This is a genomic window from Limnohabitans sp. WS1, from assembly GCF_003063265.1.
GTDB lineage: Bacteria > Pseudomonadota > Gammaproteobacteria > Burkholderiales > Burkholderiaceae_C > Limnohabitans_A.
This window is the reverse complement of record NZ_NERU01000003.1, coordinates 13,869-33,741: the sequence shown is the minus strand read 5'-3', so window position 1 is coordinate 33,741 and position 19,873 is coordinate 13,869. Positions and strand designations below refer to the sequence as shown.

General features: G+C 57.6%; 16 protein-coding genes, 1 pseudogene and 1 riboswitch. Of the genes and pseudogenes, 15 read left to right on the top strand and 2 right to left on the bottom strand.

Annotation, left to right across the window (positions count from 1 at the left end):
• Positions 1–68: 68 nt before the first annotated feature.
• The 6 genes and pseudogenes from B9Z48_RS05735 to B9Z48_RS05710 form a co-directional block, all read left to right on the top strand.
• Positions 69–775: pseudogene (locus B9Z48_RS05735) on the top strand (IS5 family transposase); the annotation flags it as partial.
• A 119-nt stretch (positions 776–894) separates the two neighbouring features.
• Entirely contained in the window at positions 895–1,113 is a 219-nt protein-coding gene (locus B9Z48_RS05730) for a hypothetical protein (protein WP_108377467.1), read from the top strand.
• 661 nt (positions 1,114–1,774) lie between these two features.
• Entirely contained in the window at positions 1,775–2,977 is a 1,203-nt protein-coding gene (locus B9Z48_RS05725) for an FxsB family cyclophane-forming radical SAM/SPASM peptide maturase (protein WP_368665913.1), read from the top strand.
• On the top strand, positions 2,970–4,271 hold the full coding sequence (locus B9Z48_RS05720; protein WP_108377465.1) for an HEXXH motif-containing putative peptide modification protein: 1,302 nt from the start codon (positions 2,970–2,972) through the stop codon (positions 4,269–4,271). The genes B9Z48_RS05725 and B9Z48_RS05720 overlap by 8 nt, the downstream gene beginning before the upstream one ends.
• Positions 4,246–5,997, top strand: a complete 1,752-nt coding sequence (locus B9Z48_RS05715; RefSeq protein ID WP_108377464.1) for a hypothetical protein — start codon at positions 4,246–4,248, stop codon at positions 5,995–5,997. Before B9Z48_RS05720 ends, B9Z48_RS05715 begins: the two co-directional genes overlap by 26 nt.
• 72 nt (positions 5,998–6,069) lie before the next feature.
• Positions 6,070–6,678, top strand: a complete 609-nt coding sequence (locus tag B9Z48_RS05710; protein ID WP_108377463.1) for a hypothetical protein — start codon at positions 6,070–6,072, stop codon at positions 6,676–6,678.
• Positions 6,679–7,050: 372 nt separating this feature from the next.
• On the opposite strand, the gene B9Z48_RS05705 is transcribed toward B9Z48_RS05710, so the two are convergent.
• Positions 7,051–9,768 carry a DUF349 domain-containing protein gene (locus B9Z48_RS05705; protein WP_108377462.1) on the bottom strand — a complete coding sequence of 906 codons (2,718 nt, stop codon included), beginning with the start codon at positions 9,766–9,768 and terminating at the stop codon, positions 7,051–7,053.
• Positions 9,769–10,189: 421 nt separating this feature from the next.
• Here B9Z48_RS05705 and B9Z48_RS05700 point away from each other — a divergent pair, with 421 nt between their 5' ends.
• From B9Z48_RS05700 to nrdR, 3 genes are all read left to right on the top strand, one after another.
• Positions 10,190–10,975 (top strand): lytic transglycosylase domain-containing protein, encoded by a 786-nt coding sequence (locus tag B9Z48_RS05700; protein WP_158273216.1) that lies wholly within the window; start codon positions 10,190–10,192, stop codon positions 10,973–10,975.
• 41 nt (positions 10,976–11,016) lie between these two features.
• A riboswitch (ZMP/ZTP riboswitch) is annotated at positions 11,017–11,187 on the top strand.
• A gap of 58 nt (positions 11,188–11,245) precedes the next feature.
• On the top strand, positions 11,246–12,490 hold the full coding sequence (gene glyA / locus B9Z48_RS05695; protein WP_108377460.1) for a serine hydroxymethyltransferase: 1,245 nt from the start codon (positions 11,246–11,248) through the stop codon (positions 12,488–12,490).
• Positions 12,491–12,502: 12 nt separating this feature from the next.
• A complete protein-coding gene (gene nrdR / locus B9Z48_RS05690; RefSeq protein WP_089961755.1) occupies positions 12,503–12,949 on the top strand; it encodes a transcriptional regulator NrdR in 447 nt (148 codons plus the stop codon).
• 39 nt (positions 12,950–12,988) lie between these two features.
• Here nrdR and B9Z48_RS05685 read toward each other — a convergent pair whose 3' ends face one another.
• A complete protein-coding gene (locus B9Z48_RS05685) occupies positions 12,989–13,582 on the bottom strand; it encodes a GspH/FimT family protein (protein ID WP_108377459.1) in 594 nt (197 codons plus the stop codon).
• A 116-nt stretch (positions 13,583–13,698) separates the two neighbouring features.
• Between B9Z48_RS05685 and B9Z48_RS05680 the strand changes: the two genes are divergently transcribed.
• The 6 genes from B9Z48_RS05680 (at position 13,699) to B9Z48_RS05655 (ending at position 19,873) form a co-directional block, all read left to right on the top strand.
• Positions 13,699–14,166 (top strand): type IV pilin protein, encoded by a 468-nt coding sequence (locus B9Z48_RS05680; RefSeq protein ID WP_108377458.1) that lies wholly within the window; start codon positions 13,699–13,701, stop codon positions 14,164–14,166.
• Entirely contained in the window at positions 14,163–14,795 is a 633-nt protein-coding gene (locus B9Z48_RS05675) for a hypothetical protein (protein ID WP_108377457.1), read from the top strand. The genes B9Z48_RS05680 and B9Z48_RS05675 overlap by 4 nt, the downstream gene beginning before the upstream one ends.
• Positions 14,792–16,009, top strand: a complete 1,218-nt coding sequence (locus B9Z48_RS05670; protein ID WP_108377456.1) for a hypothetical protein — start codon at positions 14,792–14,794, stop codon at positions 16,007–16,009. The genes B9Z48_RS05675 and B9Z48_RS05670 overlap by 4 nt, the downstream gene beginning before the upstream one ends.
• A complete protein-coding gene (locus tag B9Z48_RS05665; protein ID WP_089961771.1) occupies positions 16,006–16,443 on the top strand; it encodes a prepilin-type N-terminal cleavage/methylation domain-containing protein in 438 nt (145 codons plus the stop codon). The genes B9Z48_RS05670 and B9Z48_RS05665 overlap by 4 nt, the downstream gene beginning before the upstream one ends.
• A 47-nt stretch (positions 16,444–16,490) precedes the next feature.
• Entirely contained in the window at positions 16,491–17,648 is a 1,158-nt protein-coding gene (gene ribD / locus B9Z48_RS05660; RefSeq protein ID WP_228769328.1) for a bifunctional diaminohydroxyphosphoribosylaminopyrimidine deaminase/5-amino-6-(5-phosphoribosylamino)uracil reductase RibD, read from the top strand.
• Positions 17,649–18,337: 689 nt separating this feature from the next.
• Positions 18,338–19,873: a class I adenylate-forming enzyme family protein gene (locus B9Z48_RS05655; protein WP_108377453.1), complete on the top strand. Its 1,536-nt coding sequence runs from the start codon at positions 18,338–18,340 to the stop codon at positions 19,871–19,873.

Sequence of the window (19,873 nt, the reverse complement as noted above, 5' to 3'; positions counted from 1 at the left end):
TCAGTGTCCAATCACGAGCGGAGCAGCCCTTTCAAGGCATTTTGCAAACGACGTGCCGACACCTCGGTTTGGGCTTGGTCGAGAGTTTGCTGCGCATGGCGCACCTTGGTTGGCGGGTTCCAGACTTCAGTACTGTGAGCCGACGGAAAAGCGCCTGCAGGTGCAACTGCTCTACCGCGCCAGCACGAGCGCGCTGGACCTGCTGGTGGACAGCACCGGCATCAAATTTCTGGGTGAAGGTAAATGGAAACGCAAGAAACACGGGGCCGAGTACCGACGTCAGTGGCGCAAGGTGCATTTCGGCATTGATGCGAGTACGCTTTAGATTCGTGTCATCGAGCTGACCGACAACAGCTTGGGCGACGCGCACATGCAGCCAGGGTAGCTGGGGGAAGATACTGCCCCATGAAGCGATTGCCAGCACCAGCGCTGACGTCGCTTACGACTCGAAGACGTGCCATGCGGCGATCGTTGAGCGCGGGGTGCATGCGGGGAGTTCCTCGCGGAAGAACGCCCAGGGATAGAAGGCGACTCTCAATGGAGCGCTGGCGCCTAACGAGGCGCTCAAGGGGGGCCGCAGGCGTGCCTGGCGCATATGGAAGAAGTGGAGCGGGTACCACCAGAGCAGTTTGGTGGGGACCAGGATGCATTGCTTCAAACGCTTGGGTAAGCGGTTATGGTACGCACGTTTGAGAGTCAGGTGGTGCTGCGGAATGTGCGGGTGGCCTTGCTCAACCGCTACACGCTGTCCGGGTGCCCGTGTCTGCCATGGTAAAGCCGCGTCTGTGGTTAGGGTACTCTCGTATCCATTTCGACTTGTACAACCAAGTCTCTCGCAATTGAAATTTGTATATTAGAATACTTAAAAATTTAATTTTGAATTACAAATAATCCATGAATAGCAATCAATCGAACAAGGCAACGTCGCATCAGGAATTGACACTTGAGGACTTACTCCAAAGTGAGTCTGCCGTGCTGCGACGCATCAATGACGATTTCCAGCGAGATGGCGACCTGACAATGGCAAGCCACAACTCCACGACCACCGGCCACAATTCAAGCGGGATTCACACCTCCCACACATCGGCAATGAAAGAAAACCTGCTGAAGTAATGCTGGGCCTACCAATGCCCTCCTTTGAAGCAGGAGCCTTTCTCAATACTGTGCTGAAGCTTACCGCTCGGGACGGAAATGTGGCCGTTTTACCCGAGTCCGCAAGATTCGCGTTGGGCGAAAAGCGAGTCGTGCGCGTTGTTGCGCCAAGCGCTGCACAAGAAGAATACTGTCAAGCAATGGACAGGGTTGGCGTTCATTGTGTGCCTCAGCAATTGGCGGTATCTAGTTCAAGTGGCACCTGGCAGGTTATTTCACAACCAGACCTTGACCGAAAAGCTGAGCTGATAGGCCTTTACCTGTCTCAGGACCTAGGCGCTGCCACAGACGCTGCTTTTGCTGATATCTACGACGCAGACACAGCCGGTGCTCTATTTGGGTATCCGGCATGCTGCATCGCAGCAGTTACGGACTTAGAGCATGCGGGAAGTCGATGGCCGGAGCAGTTGGTCAAGCAAAGTGGCCCACCTATCAATTGGCATGCTTCAGCAAATCGAATCGTCGCTGATTGGGGTGGTATCTCACCTGTCGGCGAGTTGTTTCCGTGTTCCCTTGCATGTGAACACGCTGCACAAATCGGCCGTTCGGGGGTCCACGCCTTAGAGCATGTGGGTCTTCACAGGTTGGCCAGCCAAATAGTTCAAGATGCAAGCCGAAACTGGTGTCTTGCGCAAGGCCGGGGCGTTCCGAGTTTCGCCCCAAACGCGTACCAGCTTGCCTGGCAATAGAAGTGCCCACAAAAGTCACTGCAATCAATGAGTTCATCGTCAAAGTTGCCTCCCGATGTAACTTGGACTGCGACTACTGCTACGAGTACCACTCAGGCGACGACTCGTGGAAAACAATGCCGAAGTTCCTCTCCATGGATTCGGCAAATTACCTTGCTTTTCGGATCGCAGAGCATTGTCGCGAACATGGACTCAAAACGGTTTTCGTTACGTTCCATGGAGGAGAGCCTACCTTGGCCGGTGCAGACCGACTGGAACGCTTCATTGAAATCTTTCTGGGAGAAGCACGGTCCGATTTCTTAATCATTTTCGCCATACAAACAAATGCGACTCTGATCACAGATGAGCTCTGCGAATTGATTCGGCACAGGAACATCCAGGTAAGCGTTAGCGTCGATGGAAATCAGAAGCACAACGATTTGCATCGACTCGACCACCGCGGCAAATCCTCGCATGTCCGCACGGCTGCGGGCATTGCAAAGCTGAAAGAGACCGTTGGCGAGCAGCTGTCGGGGTTGCTTGCGGTGATGGACATTAAGACCGACCCTCTTGAAGTCTTTGACGCTCTTGCTCAATACGGCACCACCTCAGTCGAGTTTCTTCTGCCCCACCACAACTGGGACAAACCACCACCTCGTCCAGGTGATGACGAACACGCCTACGGGAAGTGGTACTTCGAAATTTTCAAAGCCTGGATAGGTGGAAGAAACTCTCACCTTGACATCAGGTTCTTCACGCACATCCTTAGTCAATTGGTAGGCAACGGCGGTATCTACGAAGCGATGACCTTGGCACCGATTACGTTGCTAACGGTCAATACAGCTGGCGGCTATGAAGCCGTTGATTGCATCAAGAGTACTGGTTCGGGTGCTCATCACCTAGGCCTGCATGTCAAAGAGACCTCTGTCTCTTCACTGCTGACCCATCCCGCAATCGAAGTCCGTCAAAAAGGGGAAGGACAACTGGCACCGAAATGCCAGACCTGTCGATTCAAGACTTCTTGCGCGGGCGGCTATTACCCCCATCGCTACTCAGTTGCCAATAGCTTTAACAATCCAAGTGTCTACTGCTCGGACTTGTATTGGCTTCTGAGCGAAATCACTACTCACGTCAAGGCCTTGAATCGTCATGCCTGAAAAACTGATTCAACTTGTTCCTCCTCAAGTCCTGCATGAAGCCAGTGGCAAAGCGTTCCAGCTGCGTCTCAGGCACTTTTTCGAAACCTATCGAAATACGGATTCTTTATCGCCGCCCGAGTTGAGCGATCTGCTTCAGTCAGGAGTCTTGGAGTGGCTGTCCGATAGCGCCACCCTCCGAGCGTGGATGTGGAGCATTAGTCGGCTGGCTTTTGCATTGCGAAGCGGGGGGGTGTCCATCGCGGTCGACACTCTCGACCATCTCCGTGTTGACAAGCCACACAAATCCCGGGTGAGCGAATTGCTCTATTGGCAACTACTCGGAATTGTGGTGGGGCAGGCATTGCACAAAGGTGTGTCCTTTTCGGTTTCATCGCAAATCCCGCCGCCAGAACGTATTCAGCTGGACAAGTTCGGAAAGCTGGAGCTCCTGCTGGACCGGCCAGTTGGCGCATATAGTCTTCGTTGCCAGGATGGAGTTCTCATTTTTTCGAGTCCTGGCATGAGCTTGAAGTTGGATGCCCCCTCAAGTAAGAGGACGCAAAACTATCGGTTCACTCCACTGCACTGGGTCACGCCTGAGGTTTATCTGGCGTACGACAATGACGCACTTTGTCGGCCCTTCTTTCAGCCTCTGCCGATGTTGGTTGGCAATGAAGAGAACCGACGACTCGAGGAGCAAATTTCCAGATGCTGGACTGCACTCAACACCTCAGATATTGACGGCGTGAGCCATGTCTTGGCCCTTTGCGAGTCCATTATTGGCCTAGTCAGCTTGACGGAAAGCATTGGTAGCGCAAGCCGCGAGGAAGCCTTGGGGCTCGTTTTCTTGCCAGCAGGCACCGATGACATCAACGTCGGGGAGTGTTTGTTGCACGAAGGTTTGCATCAATTACTGTTCCGGATTGAAGAAGCCGCTGACCTCTTTACTCCTGACACCAGTAAGGGAGAGAACTTCTACTCCCCTTGGCGAACTGATGGCAGGCCGCTAAGAATGGTTTTCCACGGGGCATTTGTTTTCTCCGGAATAGCCAGCATGCACCTTCATTTGCAGCAGAGTATGAATCCGGACCTAAAAGGCAGCCTCGAAGAGGCGTTCCGACGTATGGAGCAAAGTGCCCTAGCGATGGAGACGGTTCGGCGCCACGCACAACTCACCCCCGTAGGAATGAAAGTTGCGGCGGCAATTGACGCTCAAATCGAGAGCGTCCGTGGTCAATTACCCACAAACTACGAATCAGTTCGCGAAGCGATTCGCAAGAGACCTCATGATTTTCCCGTCCTGCTCGTCTGACGCCGTTTATCGCAGGTACAAGCTCGGCGTACTTGGCTTTCTGCAGCACGCCCTGAGAGACGGGGCTCTTTCCACTGAGGTTCTTAAGGCATCACAGGAACGGATGGCGGATGCCGTATACGAGCACCTCGACAACTGCATGCTTGCGCTTTACACACAAGCCCCTTTGGACGTCCAGCTGGCTGCATATTCCGTGGCTGCGACCATGCTACGAGATGTTGAGCACAGCGTGCAATATCCGCGCGTTATCGGCAAAGACCAGCTGCTGACCGGTGCGCTGAATTTGAGTTCGGATGCGCTCGACGAAGATATCGTAAAGGGCGCATACGTTCAAGCCGTCGAACTTCTTGACGCGGCAAATCACCCGGGCTCCGTGATTATTCGCAGCAGCACCCTAGCGCTACTTGGCTTGAAGAACTGCTTTGGCGATATTCGGGCGTTCTCAGATGAGCGCCTCCCTGGGTTCATCGCATTTGGGGCCAGCAATCCGCCCGGTGCGGTAGCAGAGCAGTTGCTGCACGAGTCAGTTCACACACGTCTTTGGTCTTATCTGCAGCTGGAGCACTCTACGCGAGACGTTCTTGCAGCATTGAATGGCACATATTCGCCGTTCGTAAAACGAGGGCGCTCCGCCCTTCTAGTGCTTCATGGCCTGCTTAGCTATGGCGCAGTGCACTCCATGTGGAGGGCTATTTCCGACGCGGGACTCGCTAGTGTCGCGTTTGGTCAAGAAGATGCAATATCCGTAGGCTTAGTGGAAAAGCGGCTGGCCGTATTGGCCTCCCGGGTCCGTTCTGCGCAAAAGATGCTTCAAAACGTCTGTCGACACGGTGAAGCACAAGCGCTTGCCGAAGCTTTAGGAATTTCCTGGAGCTTGACAGGCGAGAAAAGCGTTTCAGCGAGAGCAGACTCGGTGGAAGAGCTACTGAAATTGGTCACTGACTCCTCCCTCGGCAACATTACCAAGGCGGAAATTGCGCTTGCAGTCCTGGGGGAGAAGGTTTCTCGAGCCGTTTTGCCAATCGATGGCCTTGAGTTTCTGGAGGATTTTGGCAATGCCGGAGGGAAATTTGTCATCGGACGGCAAGCCATCCGCTCCAAGTCAGATGACCGAATCGACGGATTTTCCAACATTGTCTCTTCCGTATGTTCGTTGGATTCAAACGAGCCTAGTTTGGATGTGTTTGTCTATTTTGGTACGAACATTGAGATGCTTGAGGTGGCCGCGCGCTTAGACGATACAAACGAAGCTGGACTTCTTCTCGAAATTCCCGCCTGCTGCCAAGAGTACTTTCGAGAAAACTGGAGTACTGTTATGCAGGGCGATGGCGACTTGTTTGGCCATCTGCTGGCTCAACAGCCTCTGATTTCCACAGGATGCCTAGAGTGCAATGCTACACAAATGTATAGAGGTAAAGGCCTGTGTTGGCACTTTCCCTGCTCACTGAACTGTGATGCGACTAAGACCAGGGTCCGTCGCCGGCTGCAACTCATTCATGATGTTGATGAGCAACTAGCCCTTAACCTGAACGCGGACTCGTCAGGCATCCTACTTTGGAGCAGTGTTGACGGATATTGCTACATTGAAAACGCAAAACCAGATGCTCCAATTCCTTTGACATCGAAGTGGCTAAGCGGAAAGTTGATTCCGCCTTCAATTTCATCAAATGAGTGGGTCTGCGGGGGAGGCACCGCCGAAATCCGTCGACTCGTCATTTTTGAATAAAACGGGTTTTATGTAACCCCTCTTGAATTCAATTCAAAAAATTTCTTTGATTTACGTATTTACTGGAGAAAAATGCTTAATTTCATCATAATTGTCGCCATTTCAGCAATTGTAGGTTTTGCATGCTTGTTTATTTGGGACTATGTTTGGGTGTTCTGGGTTATTGGAGTTGTCCTGCTTTTTACCGGATTCAACGCAATGAACGACGGCCGAGTGAAAGACCGTCGCTTTAAAACGGGGTTCAGAAATAATGCTGAAGACACGAGTGACTTGGGGTTAGGTCTAAAGCTAATATGCGCAAGCGTTATGATTTTTGTAATTGCTTTTAATGCTAGGTACATTCTGCCCCGCCCCCACTCAGGCTCTAAAACAGAGACCAGCAGTTCAATTAAGCCTACAGTGGTTGAAACGCACGCGCCTAGTGTCGGACCGTTGAGCCCTGCAACAGTGACAGCAGCCCCGAAGCCCTCAGGTCAAAAGCAAACATCCGGTGCTGACACGTCGCACCCTGAGACTGCCTCTGAGGAACTACGGAACAAGGTAATTGATGTCAAAGACAAGGTGTTCACCGACGAAGAAATCGACAAGTTGGAGGAAGAAAAGCAATATCACGGTAACGATCCGATCGTCAGAGCACGGCTGGGCCTTCCCTCACGGACAACAAAAAGAATAGAGCCTTAATTTCCCATCGCCACCCACCAGCGCAAAACTGCGCGGATCAAATTTATCCCAACCTCCAAGCTTGCCAAACCAAGTTGTATTGAGCAATCGGGAACTCTCTGCCCGAACCATGCCATTCGGCCCTAAAGGCCAAATTGGCCTGGCATAACCGAGGGTCGATAAAAACTAATTGATAGAAAAAGCCATGCTGCGGCTCTGGGGAGAGCGACACATTTTTTAGCGAAAAAAAAGGGATTTATTGTAAGAAAAAATTATTTTTATACTCAACTGTATAATTTATTTGTAGCAAATAAATCCATAAAAAATACCGACGCTGCCATCAGGCTTTGATGCGCGCCGGCATGGTCAAACCGACAAAACCAAGCAGCACGTTCAAGCGCGCAACAGCCCTTTCAAGGCGTTTTGCAAACGACGTGCCGACACCTCGTCGTGCGGACCTGACAACACCTGAGCCACATCCTGGGCCCAAGTCTCTGCAGGACCGGGTTGATTGCGCTGTGTGAGCAATTGCAATTGCAGGGCACGACGCGCGGACAACTGTTCGGCAGGCGTGGGCACTTCAGCAGCCATTTCAAGGCGAAGCAAGGCCGTTGAGGCACTCTCTTTGGCCGGTGAACTCAGAGCCTGAGTCCAAACCTGGCGGGTCGATGCATTGACGGCGCGGCCCAACTCCTGTGTGCTCGGCAAGGCATCGGCTTGACGCTCTTGCCAAGCCCCCATGAGACGCGTGAGGGTTTCACCATGGGCTTGGGCGGCCAGCTTGCGCAAAGACATCTCAGCACGCTCCAAGGCCTCGCGCTGAGCACGGAAAGCGGCATCACCCAAACGCGGTCCACGATCTGGCCGTTGCTCAAAGTCACCTCGGCCAGAGCGATCGCGCTCGCCCATGCGAGGCTGGCCACGCTCGCCCATGCGCTCGCCGGGACGGCCTGAGCGTTCGCCCGGACGCGCATCGCGGCGGCCTGTGGGGGCTGGCGCTTCGGTTTTCTTTTGTCCAGGACGGTCATCGCCCCGAACCGCCACCACCCGTTTGGGCGCTTGTACTTTGGCCACAGGTGACGCCGCAGCGTCGCTCTGTGCACCCGTGTCGCCGGACACCTCCTGACCATCAGCCGATGGAGCAGACGCATTGGCCATGTCCGAGCCTTCACCGTCGGAAGGAGCGGCGTCTTGATCAGGCGCAGCACCGGATGCAGGCAATTCGGCCCGAACCTCTGGGGCAGGACTCGTTTTTTCAGCCAACACCGCTGCAGCTTGGCCACGCAATGCGGCGTCGAGTGCGGCCATGGCGGCACGAATTTTGGTGGCATCGCCACTGGCATTGGCCGCTTCCAAAGCTTGAGAGGCGTCGATCACCATGCGGTCGTGTGCATTCAAGGGTGCGGACACATGCTGGCGCTCAGAGCCTTTGCGCTGGAAAGCTTCATCCAGAGGCGCTCGGAAAATTTCCCACAGTTTTTGCTCGGTTTTGCGGTCCAAAGGCACGGACTGGGCCTCGGTTTGCCAACGGGTTTGCAAAGCTTTCACCGCATCTACGCGCAAAGCCGCAGCCGAGCCCAACTCGCGGGCCTCTTGGATCAAGGCTTGGCGACGCTCAATGCTGGCCTTTTGTGCGGCCTCCAGTCGGGCTGCAGCAGCCTTGAAAAGGGCTTTCCACTGAGACTGCATTTCAGCAAATGACTTTTCGCTCAAGTGACCGGCATTGCGCCAAAGGTCCGCAAACTGGTGCAAAGCCCGCAATTGGCCACGCCAATCTTCACTGTCGGCATGCGCGGCAGTGAACGCTTTGACTTCCTCCATCAGCGCCACACGCTGCGCACGGTGGTCGGCCGATTCTTTTTTGATTTGCTCCAGCCACAACAGCACTGTTTTGTAGGCCTCGTTGCAAGCCGCGTCAAAACGTTTCCACAAAGCGTGGTTGGGCAGGCCCCCTTGGTCGGTTTGCTTCCAGCTTTCACGCAGTTGACGCAGCTTGTCTTGCATTTTGCGCCCCCCCACGGTGGGGGTTTTGTCTTGACCAAGCAAAGCTTCAGCCTGAGCCACCAGGTCTTGACGGATCTGGTCGGCTCGCCAGCGTTGCCAGCCTTCGAGTTCGCCCGCTGCGGTCAAGGCCAAGTGCACACGCTCATCCAAGACCGTGTCCAGATGCTTGCCGTGAACTTTGAGCACCGCACGCAAAGCCACTGCAGCTTCAGCAGACGCTTTTCCTTGACCCTCAGCGGCTTCTTTTTCAACCGCTTCGAGCACGGGCGTGACGGCAGCACTGGCGGCTTCGCGCAGAGCCTGACGTTGCGCTGGATCCAATTTGGGCTTGGCGGGTTTGTCTGTTTTTTCGGTTTTGGCTTGTTCTGGAACGAGTGCGGCCTCTTTGCCCGTGTCACCGCGCAAGCGTCGAATTTCGTCGGCCCAAACAGGCACCGAAGGCAAGGCTGCGGCGGGGTCGGTTTGAGCCAAACCGGCCAAATCCAGAGCTGCTGAAAAACCATCCCAGACCGCTTGAAGTTGTTTACCGGCCACCTCCAGTTGAGAGGGGTACTTCAGGTCCACGCTAGGCCAAACCGCATTTTGGGTGAGGGCCAAAGCCTGGGTTTGCCACTGCACCACATCCGATTGCAAGCCCGAATGACCGCTTTGGGCTTCGCTCAGGGGTTTGGTGGACAACACCTCCACACGCTGAGCCAACAAAACGGCCGCCTCGCGCTGCACCATGACTTGGTGCTGCAAGTCTTCAACCCCTTTGACCACTTCGGCCAAACGCAATTTCAGACTGGCCAAAGGTTCGCGCGACAAGGGGGCACCGGCCTTGGCCGCATCACGCTGCCATGCCAAGGCGTCGGCAATGTTCAAACGCGGAGCCTGCAGCATCTGCTCGGCCTTCTGACCCCAGTCGCTGGCCAAAGCCTCCTGTCCGTGAGCGCGTTTGATCTCGTCGAGTTTTTCCTTGAGGATTTTGGCCACGCCTTTGTCACGGCTGGCCAGTTCACGGTAAACATCGTTGAGCAATGCCTCTGCAGGCTCGGAGGCCAACCACTCACGCAAACGGGCGCTGCGTTCACCGGATGTGGCGGCATTGAAGATACCGGCCGTCATGGGATCGAGGGCGGCAAGGTCAAAAGGCTTGAATGATGAGGTCACGGTAAAAAACTTTAAAACACGTTGGGTGCCAAGACGGCGGCGGGCCGACAGACTCGACCCCTGGGGACCAACTCGGCAACACAAACGCGTATTTTCGCCGGGATTTGCACGCGACAGAAAGCGGAACGCGAATCCAAGCGAAACAGGACGGTTTTCAGAGCCAAAAAACCATCTATATATTCAATGAAATCTATCAAACAAAATTTAAATACTTGACGGGTTATTAAAATTTCTTAAAATTTGCCACACATCGGCACCACTAGGGATAACCCGAGCATCAGCCGATTCGCTGCAAACCCCTCCTGGTCTGCAGCCTCGGCCCCCCTACCAAGCGTTTGCCTGCGGCATGTTCACGCTTGACACGAGAGGAGTTTTTTTGAAATCCCATCTGAATCTGTCCGAATTCTGGCGAAGCTTCACCACCTTGAGCGGCGACGTGCGCGAAGGTTTTGTAGAAATCACACGGCACAGCCTGGCCCTGCTGGGCATGGCTGTGGTGGCTGTGGCCTTGACTTTTTTTGCCCGCCCCGGTTTGCAGGTCTATGCCAGTGAAACCTTGATGAGTTGGCTCGAAATGCGCCAAGCCGAGACGCTGGACATCGACATCTTGCTCGAAGGCGCATCACGTTCGACCGCAACGAGCGTGAAAAGTCTGCCCAAAGACCAAATGGCTGTGACCCAATGGCTCAGCCGCAAATACAAAGTGTCGCCCGAACCCGTCGGCGCACTGGTGTCAGAGGCCTGGTCGGTAGGTGAGCGCAGCCAAATCGCACCGACTTTGATTTTGGCGGTGATGGCCATTGAGTCACGCTTTAATCCCTTTGCTTCGGGTTCACAAGGTGGCATGGGATTGATGCAGATCGAGCCCAATGCCCACAGTCAGGCCTTGACGCCCTTTGGGGGCCGATTGGCCGCGTTCGATCCTTTGACAAACCTGCGCGTAGGCACGCGCCACTTGCAGTTTTTGATTCAACAATCGAGCACCGTTGAAGATGCGCTGCGGCTTTATGCCGCCGACTCAGGACAAGCCAGGGACGAGACCTACATTGACCGCGTCTTGAGCGAACAAAAACAGCTGGACAAAATCACGCAAGGATTCAAAACAGCTGGGGTTACGCCATCGCATTCTGGCGGAACAAAAACCACTCAATTTCCGCTTTGATCTCAGGCATTGACAAGGGCCCGAAAACCCTCGGCTACACTAGCTGGGTGCGCAACTGGCGATAGGGGCGGCGTTCTGGCTCTCAAAAAGCCAGCGACTGCTCTGACGTGGATTGTGGTGGATGCTCCACCCTGAACCACTGGGAAGCGTGCAACCGGCTGTCGCTTTTTGTCGTGCCCAGCCGGTCTCAGCCGTTCGCCTGGGCAGCCCTTGTCAAAAACAACCCCATCTTCGTTTTTATTCAAGGTCACTTCCATCCAAAGGACTGCCATGTACCACCGCAACATTCTGATTGAACAAACCGACCCCGAGCTGTTCGCTGCCATCCAGGCCGAAAACGCTCGCCAAGAACACCACATCGAGCTGATCGCCAGCGAAAACTACGCCTCGCCCGCCGTCATGGCAGCACAAGGCAGTCAGTTGACCAACAAATACGCCGAAGGTTATCCGGGCAAGCGTTATTACGGCGGTTGCGAGCATGTGGATGTGGCCGAACAATTGGCCATTGACCGCATCAAGCAAATTTTTGGCGCTGAAGCCGCCAACGTGCAGCCGCATTGTGGTGCCTCGGCCAACGAAGCCGTGTTTCTGGCTTTCTTGAAGCCCGGCGACACCATCATGGGCATGAGCTTGGCCGAAGGCGGTCACCTGACCCACGGCATGCCGCTCAACATTTCCGGCAAGTGGTTCAACGTGGTGTCTTACGGCCTGAACGCGCAAGAAGCCATCGACTACGAGGCCATGGAAGCCAAAGCCCGTGAAACCCGACCCAAGCTGATCATCGCGGGTGCATCAGCCTATTCACTGCACATCGACTTTGAGCGCTTTGCCAAAATTGCCAAAGAAGTTAGCGCGATCTTCATGGTCGACATGGCCCACTATGCGGGCTTGATCGCTGCGGGCCAATACCCCAACCCCGTGCCCCACGCCGACGTGGTCACTTCGACCACCCACAAGAGCTTGCGCGGCCCCCGTGGCGGCATCATCTTGATGAAGGCTGAGCACGAAAAAGCCATCAACAGCGCCATCTTTCCCGGCCTGCAAGGCGGCCCGCTCATGCATGTCATCGCAGCCAAAGCGGTGGCCTTCAAAGAGGCTCTGGCGCCTGAGTTCAAGGCCTACCAAGCCCAAGTGGTCAAAAACGCGCAGATCATTGCCGAGACACTGACAGCTCGCGGCCTGCGCATCGTCAGTGGCGGCACCCAAAGCCATGTCATGCTGGTGGACCTGCGGGCCAAAGGCATCACCGGCAAAGTGGCCGAGGCGGCTTTGGGCAACGCCCACATGACCATCAACAAGAACGCCATTCCGAACGACCCGGAAAAGCCGTTCGTGACCAGCGGCGTGCGCATCGGCACCCCCGCCATGACCACCCGCGGCTTCAAGGACGAAGAAGCCCGCGCCACGGCCCACCTGATTGCAGATGTGCTGGACAACCCGCTGGACGAAGCCAATTTGGCCGCCGTGCGTGCCAAGGTGCATGCACTGACCAGCCGTTTCCCCGTTTACGGCTGATCGGTCCACACGATGAAATGCCCGTTTTGCGGTCACCTCGAAACGCAAGTGGTCGAGACCCGTTTGGCCGAGGACGGGGATTTCATTCGGCGGCGTCGCCAATGTGGGGCGTGTGAAAAGCGCTTCACCACCTACGAAAAGCCCGAAGTCAACTTTCCGGCCATCGTCAAAAAAGACGGTCGGCGCATCGATTACCAGCGAGAAAAACTGCGCGGCAGTCTCAACTTGGCTCTGCGCAAAAGGCCCGTCAGCATCGAACAACTCGATGCGGCCATGGAGCGGATCGAGGAAAAACTGCTCAACTTGGGCACACGCGAAGTGGCTTCACACCGCATTGGTGAATGGGTCATGCGTGAATTGCAAAAACTCGACAAAGTCGCTTATGTGCGCTTTGCCAGTGTCTACCGCAATTTTGAAGACATTGACGACTTCAAAACCTTGGTTGACGAAGTCCGCTAAAATTTTTGCTCAAGGGCCTGTCGGCCCCTGAAAGAGGCGTCAATCGCAGTCCTTGGTCGGTATTTTTTCCAACTTGGGGCGTCCCATAGCATTGCTGACCACTTGCCAGCCGTGTGGCAAATTTGCCGAACAAAAGCGCCAGGTGCCCGCCATGAAGGCCCCGCTCAGGCTCACGCTTCTTCCCTCACCACCATAAGAAAAATAAGACTTGACGGTATTGGTGACCGTCAATTGAAAACCTTCGGGCATGGCGTCTTGACGCTCGACGATCACCTCTCCCGGATCTCTGCGGGCGCTGTTGTTGCTGTCCACAAACACCAGCCAGCCTTGCTGCCAACGCCCTTCGGGATCACATGAATCGCCATGGGGAGCAGCGTTTGCACACACGGTCACCCTTTGCTGGCGATGCAGCGCTTCTGAGCGAGCCAACACCAAGCTGCTCAAAAAGGCCTCGGCCCGTGCTTGCAGCCGATGCTGTTGCCGCAAGTCCGACAAAGACGGCACAGCGATGGCCATCAACACACCCACCAGCGCCAGCACCACCAAGGCCTCCAGCAAACTGAAGCCCCGCAGCGTTTGCGCACAGCGCGGGTCATGGGGCCACGGGCGGGGTGGCAGCGTTTGGCGATGCATGGCTCATCCTCCTGGGTTCATGTGTGCGCATCGTGCCCACAAGCAAGCCCTCATCTTGAACTGTACAAAATGAATACACAAGACCACAATCAAAACCAAATCAAGGGAGTCATGCCATGCACCTTTTGGGTCACCATCCCCCAGACACCACCACCGCCCAGTTTCGGAATCGGGGATTCACGCTGACCGAGCTGCTGATCAGCTTGGCGCTGATGGCCGTTCTGGCGGCCTTGGCACTGCCGGCCTACCAACAACAGCAACGCCAGACCCGACGCCTTGACGGTCAAGCCGCTTTGCTGCAATTGCAAATGGACCAAATCCGCTGGCGCAGTGCCCATGACCAGCATGCCGATGCCCTGAGCACTTTGGGCTGGACCACCGACCGATCCAGCCAAGCCCATTACCAACTGCGCATCACCTTGGCCGATGCCGACGGCTTCACCTTAGAGGCCACCCCCGTGGGGGCTCAATCGGCCGACCTCCAGTGCGCTCCCTTGCGGTTGACGTGGCAAGGACCCGCCAACGCTTTGCTCAGCGCGGGCCCTCACTTGAGCGCTGACCCCGACCGTTGCTGGAAAAAATGAGCACCACCCGCCACCGCCTTCAAAAAGGTGAGACCTTGACCGGGCTGCTGGTGGGCCTTGCGCTGGGCATGGTGGTGCTGGCAGCAGGCAGCACCATGCTGACCCGTCAATTGCGTGGTCACCGCCAGACACTGCATGACACCCACCTGCACCACGATCTGCGTTCGGCCATGGACTGGATGGCCAAAGAATTGCGCCAAGCGCAGTACTCGGCCAAAGCCTGGGAAACACGCAGCCCAACCCTGTGTCTGGACGATTTCTGTCAAGACGCACAAGATTTCAGCGTGAGCGACGAAACTCTGGCCTTCAGTTATGACCGCAACCACAACGGGCAGCGCGAGAAAGACGAATGCATGGGTTTTCGGCTCTCGTCACAAACCATCCAAATCAAACGTTCATGCCAAGATGCGGGTGATTGGCAAGCCATCACCGACACCAGCAGCCTGAAAGTCAGCGCACTGCAGTGGACACTCCATTGCTCAGCTGCACAAGGTTGGCTGCGCCGCTCGGTGCAGATGACGCTGAGCGCTGCATGGCCACAGGACCCCAGTCGCACCATGAGCCTCACTCAAACCGTGCGCTTGCAAAACGATTTGCCCGCCAGCGTCCAATCGAAGTTTTGCCCATGACGCGCTCGCCTGCCCTCGGCCCGCAGACGGGTGCCATCACTTTGCTGATGGCCATGACCTTGGTGATGCTGGCCAGCCTGGCCAGTTTTTACAGCGCCCGCAGTGCCCAAATGGACCAGCTGGCCACTTTCAACCACGCCCGAAGCCACCAAGCCCGATGGGCCGCCACGGCCGCTTTGGCGGGAGCACAAGCTTTGTTGTTGGATTCAAGCACCCCGGTGGACAGCCTGTTGCAGGCGTTGACCGCCTGCCCCGAAGGGGTCACCGGGCCCCAGTGGCAGTGCATTCGGCTCACGCCCGAACAACACCCTGCCATGCCGCAGGCCCAGCTGAGCACCACCGCCGTGCGCGACTTGGTCGAGTCGCCCCATGTGCTGACATTGCACGCCAGCGCCCGCATGGGCACACCACACAGTCAAGCGCTGGTCAAAGAAAGTGTGTTCGTCCCTACGGTGGCCCCAGCGCCCGACTTGCAAGAGCCCGCTGCGCTGGTGCTCAACGGTTGCTTGACCGAAGCCCCCGGGGCCAAGCTGCGGGTGTGCCCTTTGGTCAGCAAGGGTGAAGCCTGCGTCGGCACCGCCAAAGGACCCGCGGTGTTGACGCATTTTGTGGTGGACACCAACCGCAACGGCAGCATTTCAGCGGCAGAGAAAAATGCCTGCCTGGCTTTGAGCACCACCAGCTTGCCCGGCGGTGGCAGCAAAACCGGGCCAAGCCAAGCTGTGCCGCGCAGCCCCTGCACCCGCGCCGCTTGGCAAAGTGTGCTGGGTTCCATCACCGACGCGCAACTGCAAGCTTGGTCCTCCGCTCAAGAACGCAACGGCTTGACAGCGCAGACCACCCCACCACGCTCGATCTACTGGATCGACAGCCCCAACGACTGGCAACAAAGCGTGGGCACGGCCAACACCCCGGCACTGCTGGTGTTTTCTGCCAAAGCTTGCGCCCTGCGCTGCCCGCGCATCGGTGCCAACACCCTCATCTACGGCAGCGTCTTGATCGACTCGGGCTGCAACGACGACAAAATGCGCGGCTGGCAAGGCGGCACCATTGAAGGCCAACTGGTGGTGCAATCGGGCATTCCTGAATGGCGATCGGGCACGGTACTGGCCCGCCCGGCTGGGCGCAATGCTTACATCCTGAACTGGCCAGACGGCATGGACGCTTCGCGTGTTCAACGGGTCAACGGCAGTTGGACCGCCAGCACGCCATGAAAGGTGCCCAACACCCCCAGCAAGGCATGGCCTTGATCGAAGCCTTGATCGCATCGGCCGTGCTCGGCATCGGTCTGCTGGGTGCGACACAACTGACCTTGAAAACTTTGCAACTGAGCCGCGAAAGCCGTCAACACGCGGCAGCTCAAAGGCTGGCCCAAGAAGGCCTGGACTGCTGGGTGGCCAGCATCCGGGGCAGCGCCCATCCATGCGCATCCGATGAAACCATCCTGGTTCAAGGGGTGCAATACAGCCGACAAACCAGCAGTACGCCACGCGGCAATGGGCTCATTCAAGACTTGCAAGTGCGCGTGACCTGGACAAACAGCGGCAAGCCCGGCAAAGGCCCCGACACTTCGGGCACACCTTCAGAAAACCGCATCGAATGGCACAGCAGTGTCTCGGCTCTGCCCTCCTGGGTATCCGGGCCATAATTGTTTTTTTAAGGCAAAGCGCCTCGATACCCCATTTTTTGACCACCGTGCCAGCTTCAAACGCCCCCTTCTCACCTTTGCTCACGCCCCTGCAAACGGCCCTCCACTTGGCCCGTCAGGCTTTGTGGCTGACCTCGCCCAACCCGCGTGTGGGCTGCGTTATCACCGCTGCTGACGGCACGCTGCTGGGCCAAGGCCACACCCAACGTGCAGGCGGCCCGCATGCCGAAATCATGGCCTTGCGCGACGCGGCCGAGCGCGGCCACAGCGTGCAAGGTGCCACCGCCTGGGTCACGCTGGAGCCCTGCGCTCACCAAGGCCGCACCGGACCCTGTTGCGATGCGCTGGCAGCGGCTGGCATTGGGCGCGTGATCGCGGCCATGACCGACCCCAACCCGAAAGTGGCAGGCCAAGGCATGGCACGTTTGGCAACTGCGGGGGTGCAAACCGAAACGCTGGGCCCCAGCTCAGACGAAGCCATTCAAGCGCGTGAGCTGAACATCGGATTTTTCAGCCGCATGGAGCGTGCCCTGCCCTGGGTGCGCATGAAGGTGGCCACCTCACTCGACGGGCAAACCGCCTTGCAAAACGGCCAAAGCCAGTGGATCACCGGACCCGAGGCCCGCGCCGACGGCCATGCCTGGCGTGCCCGTGCCTGCGCCATCCTGACCGGCATCGGCACCGTGCTCGAAGACGATCCGCGACTGAACGTGCGCGGCCTTGATGTGCCTCGCCAACCGCATCTGGTGGTGGTGGACAGCCGCCTGGACATGCCTTTGAACGCCAAACTGCTGGACACCCAAGGCACAGGCGAGCAAGCCCGCCAAATCTGGATTTACACCGCCACCGCCCCGCAGGACGCACAACATGCGGACAAACGCGCAGCACTGATCGCACGCGGCGTCACCCTGATCGACATGCCCGGCCCGGGCGGCAAAGTCGATCTGGCTGCCATGCTGCGCGACCTGGCCCGGCGCGAGATCAATGAGCTGCATGTGGAAGCCGGACACAAACTCAACGGCTCCTTCATCCGTGAAGGGCTGGTGGACGAATACCTCGTCTACATCGCCCCCCAGCTGCTCGGCCCTGGCCAAGGCATGGCCAATTTGCCTGCGCTGACGGCCCTGAGCGACTCCGTGAAGTTGGCCTTCCACGCGGTGGACCGTGTCGGCCCGGATGTGCGTTTGCTGCTGCGCCGCGCCTGACCACGTGCACCTTGGGCGCATGCCCTGTGAAGTTTCAAGCTTGTATCAGGGCGCAGCGATCCGCTTTGCAATCGGTGTCGGAGCCCCGCCCTCGGGGCGATGGGTGGTGTCCTGCGAGGCTTTTCGCGACGGGGGCGTCGCTCCTACAGGGACAGTGCCCTGCATTTTGTAGGAGCCCCGCCCTCGGGGCGATGGGTCTTGGTCTGCGAGGCTTTTCGCGACGGGGGCGTCGCTCCTACAGGGACAGTGCCCTGCATTTTGTAGGAGCCCCGCCCTCGGGGCGATGGGTGGTGGTCTGCGGGGGTTATCGCGACGAGGGCGTCGCTCCTACAGGGACAGTGCACTGCATTTTGTGGGAGCCCCGCCCTCGGGGCGATGGGTGGTGGTCTGCGGGGGTTATCGCGACGGGGGCGTCGCTCCTACAGGGGGAATGCCTGCAGTTTGTGGGGGGCCCATCCCTCGGGGCGATGGGTCGTGGTGTGCGAGGCTTTTCGCGATGGGGGCGTCGCTCCTACAAAAAATCGTGGATGCAAACATCATCGTGCCGGATCAATCGGGCGCCTGCCCGCAGGCCAGTTCCTTCTGCTCCGACATGAGGGCTTGGCGTGTCAGTGACCAAGACGTCCAAGCGACAAACTGCGTTCGGCAGTCGGGGTCAAAATAGCGGCACTTTTGCTGGAGACATTGAATTGAACCTTGCCCACTTGCTGCAACGCCAAGCCCGCATGGCCCCCGAGCGCCCGGCCCTTTTCAGCGGCACCTCATGTGTGGCCACCCATGGGCAGTGGGCGCAGCGCTGCCAGCACTTGGCGGTGCAGTTTCAAGCTGCAGGCTTGCAACCCGGCGACCGCGTGGCGCTGTTCATGCGCAACCATGTGCGCTACCTTGAGGTGGTGTTTGCCGCCTGGTGGGCAGGTTTGGCGGTGGTGCCCATCAACGCCAAACTGCATGTGCGCGAAGCGCAATGGATCATCGACAACGCCCAGGCCCGCTGGGCCTTTGTGACGGCCGACATCACGAGCGAGGCTGGCGAAAACCTCTCGGGTCTGGAACGCGTGATCGATGTCGACAGTGCCGAGGCCCATGCGCTTTGGCAATTGCCCGCATCCCCCATCGACACCCCGATCACCGAGCGCCAGGCCGATGACCTGGCCTGGCTGTTCTACACCAGCGGCACCACCGGCCGACCCAAAGGCGTGATGATCACGCACCGCAACCTGATGACCATGGGCTTGGGCTATTTCTGCGATGTGGACGCCGTCAGCCCGCAAGACACCATCGCCTACGCCGCCCCCATGTCGCACGGCGCGGGCATTTACGCCATTCCACACCTGATGGCCGGGGCCTGGCACATGGTGCCGCCTTCCGGTGGGTTCGACCCGGCCGAGTTGTTTGCGCTGGGCCAACAAGTCGGGCCGCTGTCGATGTTTGCAGCGCCCACCATCGTCAAGCGACTGGTGGACCATGCCGAAGCAGCTGGCTTGTCAGAACAAGCTTGTGGCCAATCCTTCAAGACCGTGGTCTATGGCGGTGCGCCCATGTACGCGGCCGACATCCAGCGGGCGCTGCGTGTCATGGGGCCGCGTTTTGTGCAGATTTACGGTCAAGGCGAAAGCCCTATGGTCGGCACGGCGCTGTCGCGCCACCATCTGCAAGACACCCAGCACCCCCGGCACCTGGATCGCCTGGCCTCGATTGGCGTGGCACAAACCCCGGTGAACATCCGCGTGACCGACGAGCAAGGCTGCGACTTGCCACTGGGCGAGATTGGCGAAGTGCTGATTCAGGGCGACAGCGTGATGGCCGGCTACTGGCGCAACCCCGAAGCCACGGCCAAAGCCATCCAGAACGGCTGGCTTTTCACGGGCGACATGGGCTGTCTGGACGCCGATGGCTTTTTGACCCTGAAAGACCGCAGCAAAGACATGATCATCAGCGGCGGCTCCAACATCTACCCGCGCGAAATCGAAGAAGTGCTGCTGCACGCACCGGGCGTGGCCGAAGTAGCCGTGGTGGGCGCACCGGACCCTGAATGGGGCGAAGTGGTGGTGGCTTTTGTGGTGCCACAAGCAGGCCACATCCCCGACACCGCTGCACTGGACGCGCTGTGCCTGCAAGAGATCGCCCGCTTCAAGCGCCCCAAACGCTACGTGGTGGTGGACAGTTTGCCCAAAAACAATTACGGCAAGGTGCTCAAAACCGAACTGCGGCAACGCTTGGTCTGA

Coding starts and splice junctions, on each gene's coding strand:
- B9Z48_RS05685 (WP_108377459.1), bottom strand. CDS start 13,582: ATGCATCGCCAAACGCTGCCACCCCGCCCGTGGCCCCATGACCCGCGC.
- B9Z48_RS05665 (WP_089961771.1), top strand. CDS start 16,006: ATGAAAGGTGCCCAACACCCCCAGCAAGGCATGGCCTTGATCGAAGCC.
- B9Z48_RS05675 (WP_108377457.1), top strand. CDS start 14,163: ATGAGCACCACCCGCCACCGCCTTCAAAAAGGTGAGACCTTGACCGGG.
- B9Z48_RS05730 (WP_108377467.1), top strand. CDS start 895: ATGAATAGCAATCAATCGAACAAGGCAACGTCGCATCAGGAATTGACA.
- glyA (WP_108377460.1), top strand. CDS start 11,246: ATGTACCACCGCAACATTCTGATTGAACAAACCGACCCCGAGCTGTTC.
- B9Z48_RS05715 (WP_108377464.1), top strand. CDS start 4,246: ATGATTTTCCCGTCCTGCTCGTCTGACGCCGTTTATCGCAGGTACAAG.
- B9Z48_RS05720 (WP_108377465.1), top strand. CDS start 2,970: ATGCCTGAAAAACTGATTCAACTTGTTCCTCCTCAAGTCCTGCATGAA.
- B9Z48_RS05680 (WP_108377458.1), top strand. CDS start 13,699: ATGCACCTTTTGGGTCACCATCCCCCAGACACCACCACCGCCCAGTTT.
- nrdR (WP_089961755.1), top strand. CDS start 12,503: ATGAAATGCCCGTTTTGCGGTCACCTCGAAACGCAAGTGGTCGAGACC.
- B9Z48_RS05705 (WP_108377462.1), bottom strand. CDS start 9,768: ATGACGGCCGGTATCTTCAATGCCGCCACATCCGGTGAACGCAGCGCC.
- B9Z48_RS05710 (WP_108377463.1), top strand. CDS start 6,070: ATGCTTAATTTCATCATAATTGTCGCCATTTCAGCAATTGTAGGTTTT.
- B9Z48_RS05670 (WP_108377456.1), top strand. CDS start 14,792: ATGACGCGCTCGCCTGCCCTCGGCCCGCAGACGGGTGCCATCACTTTG.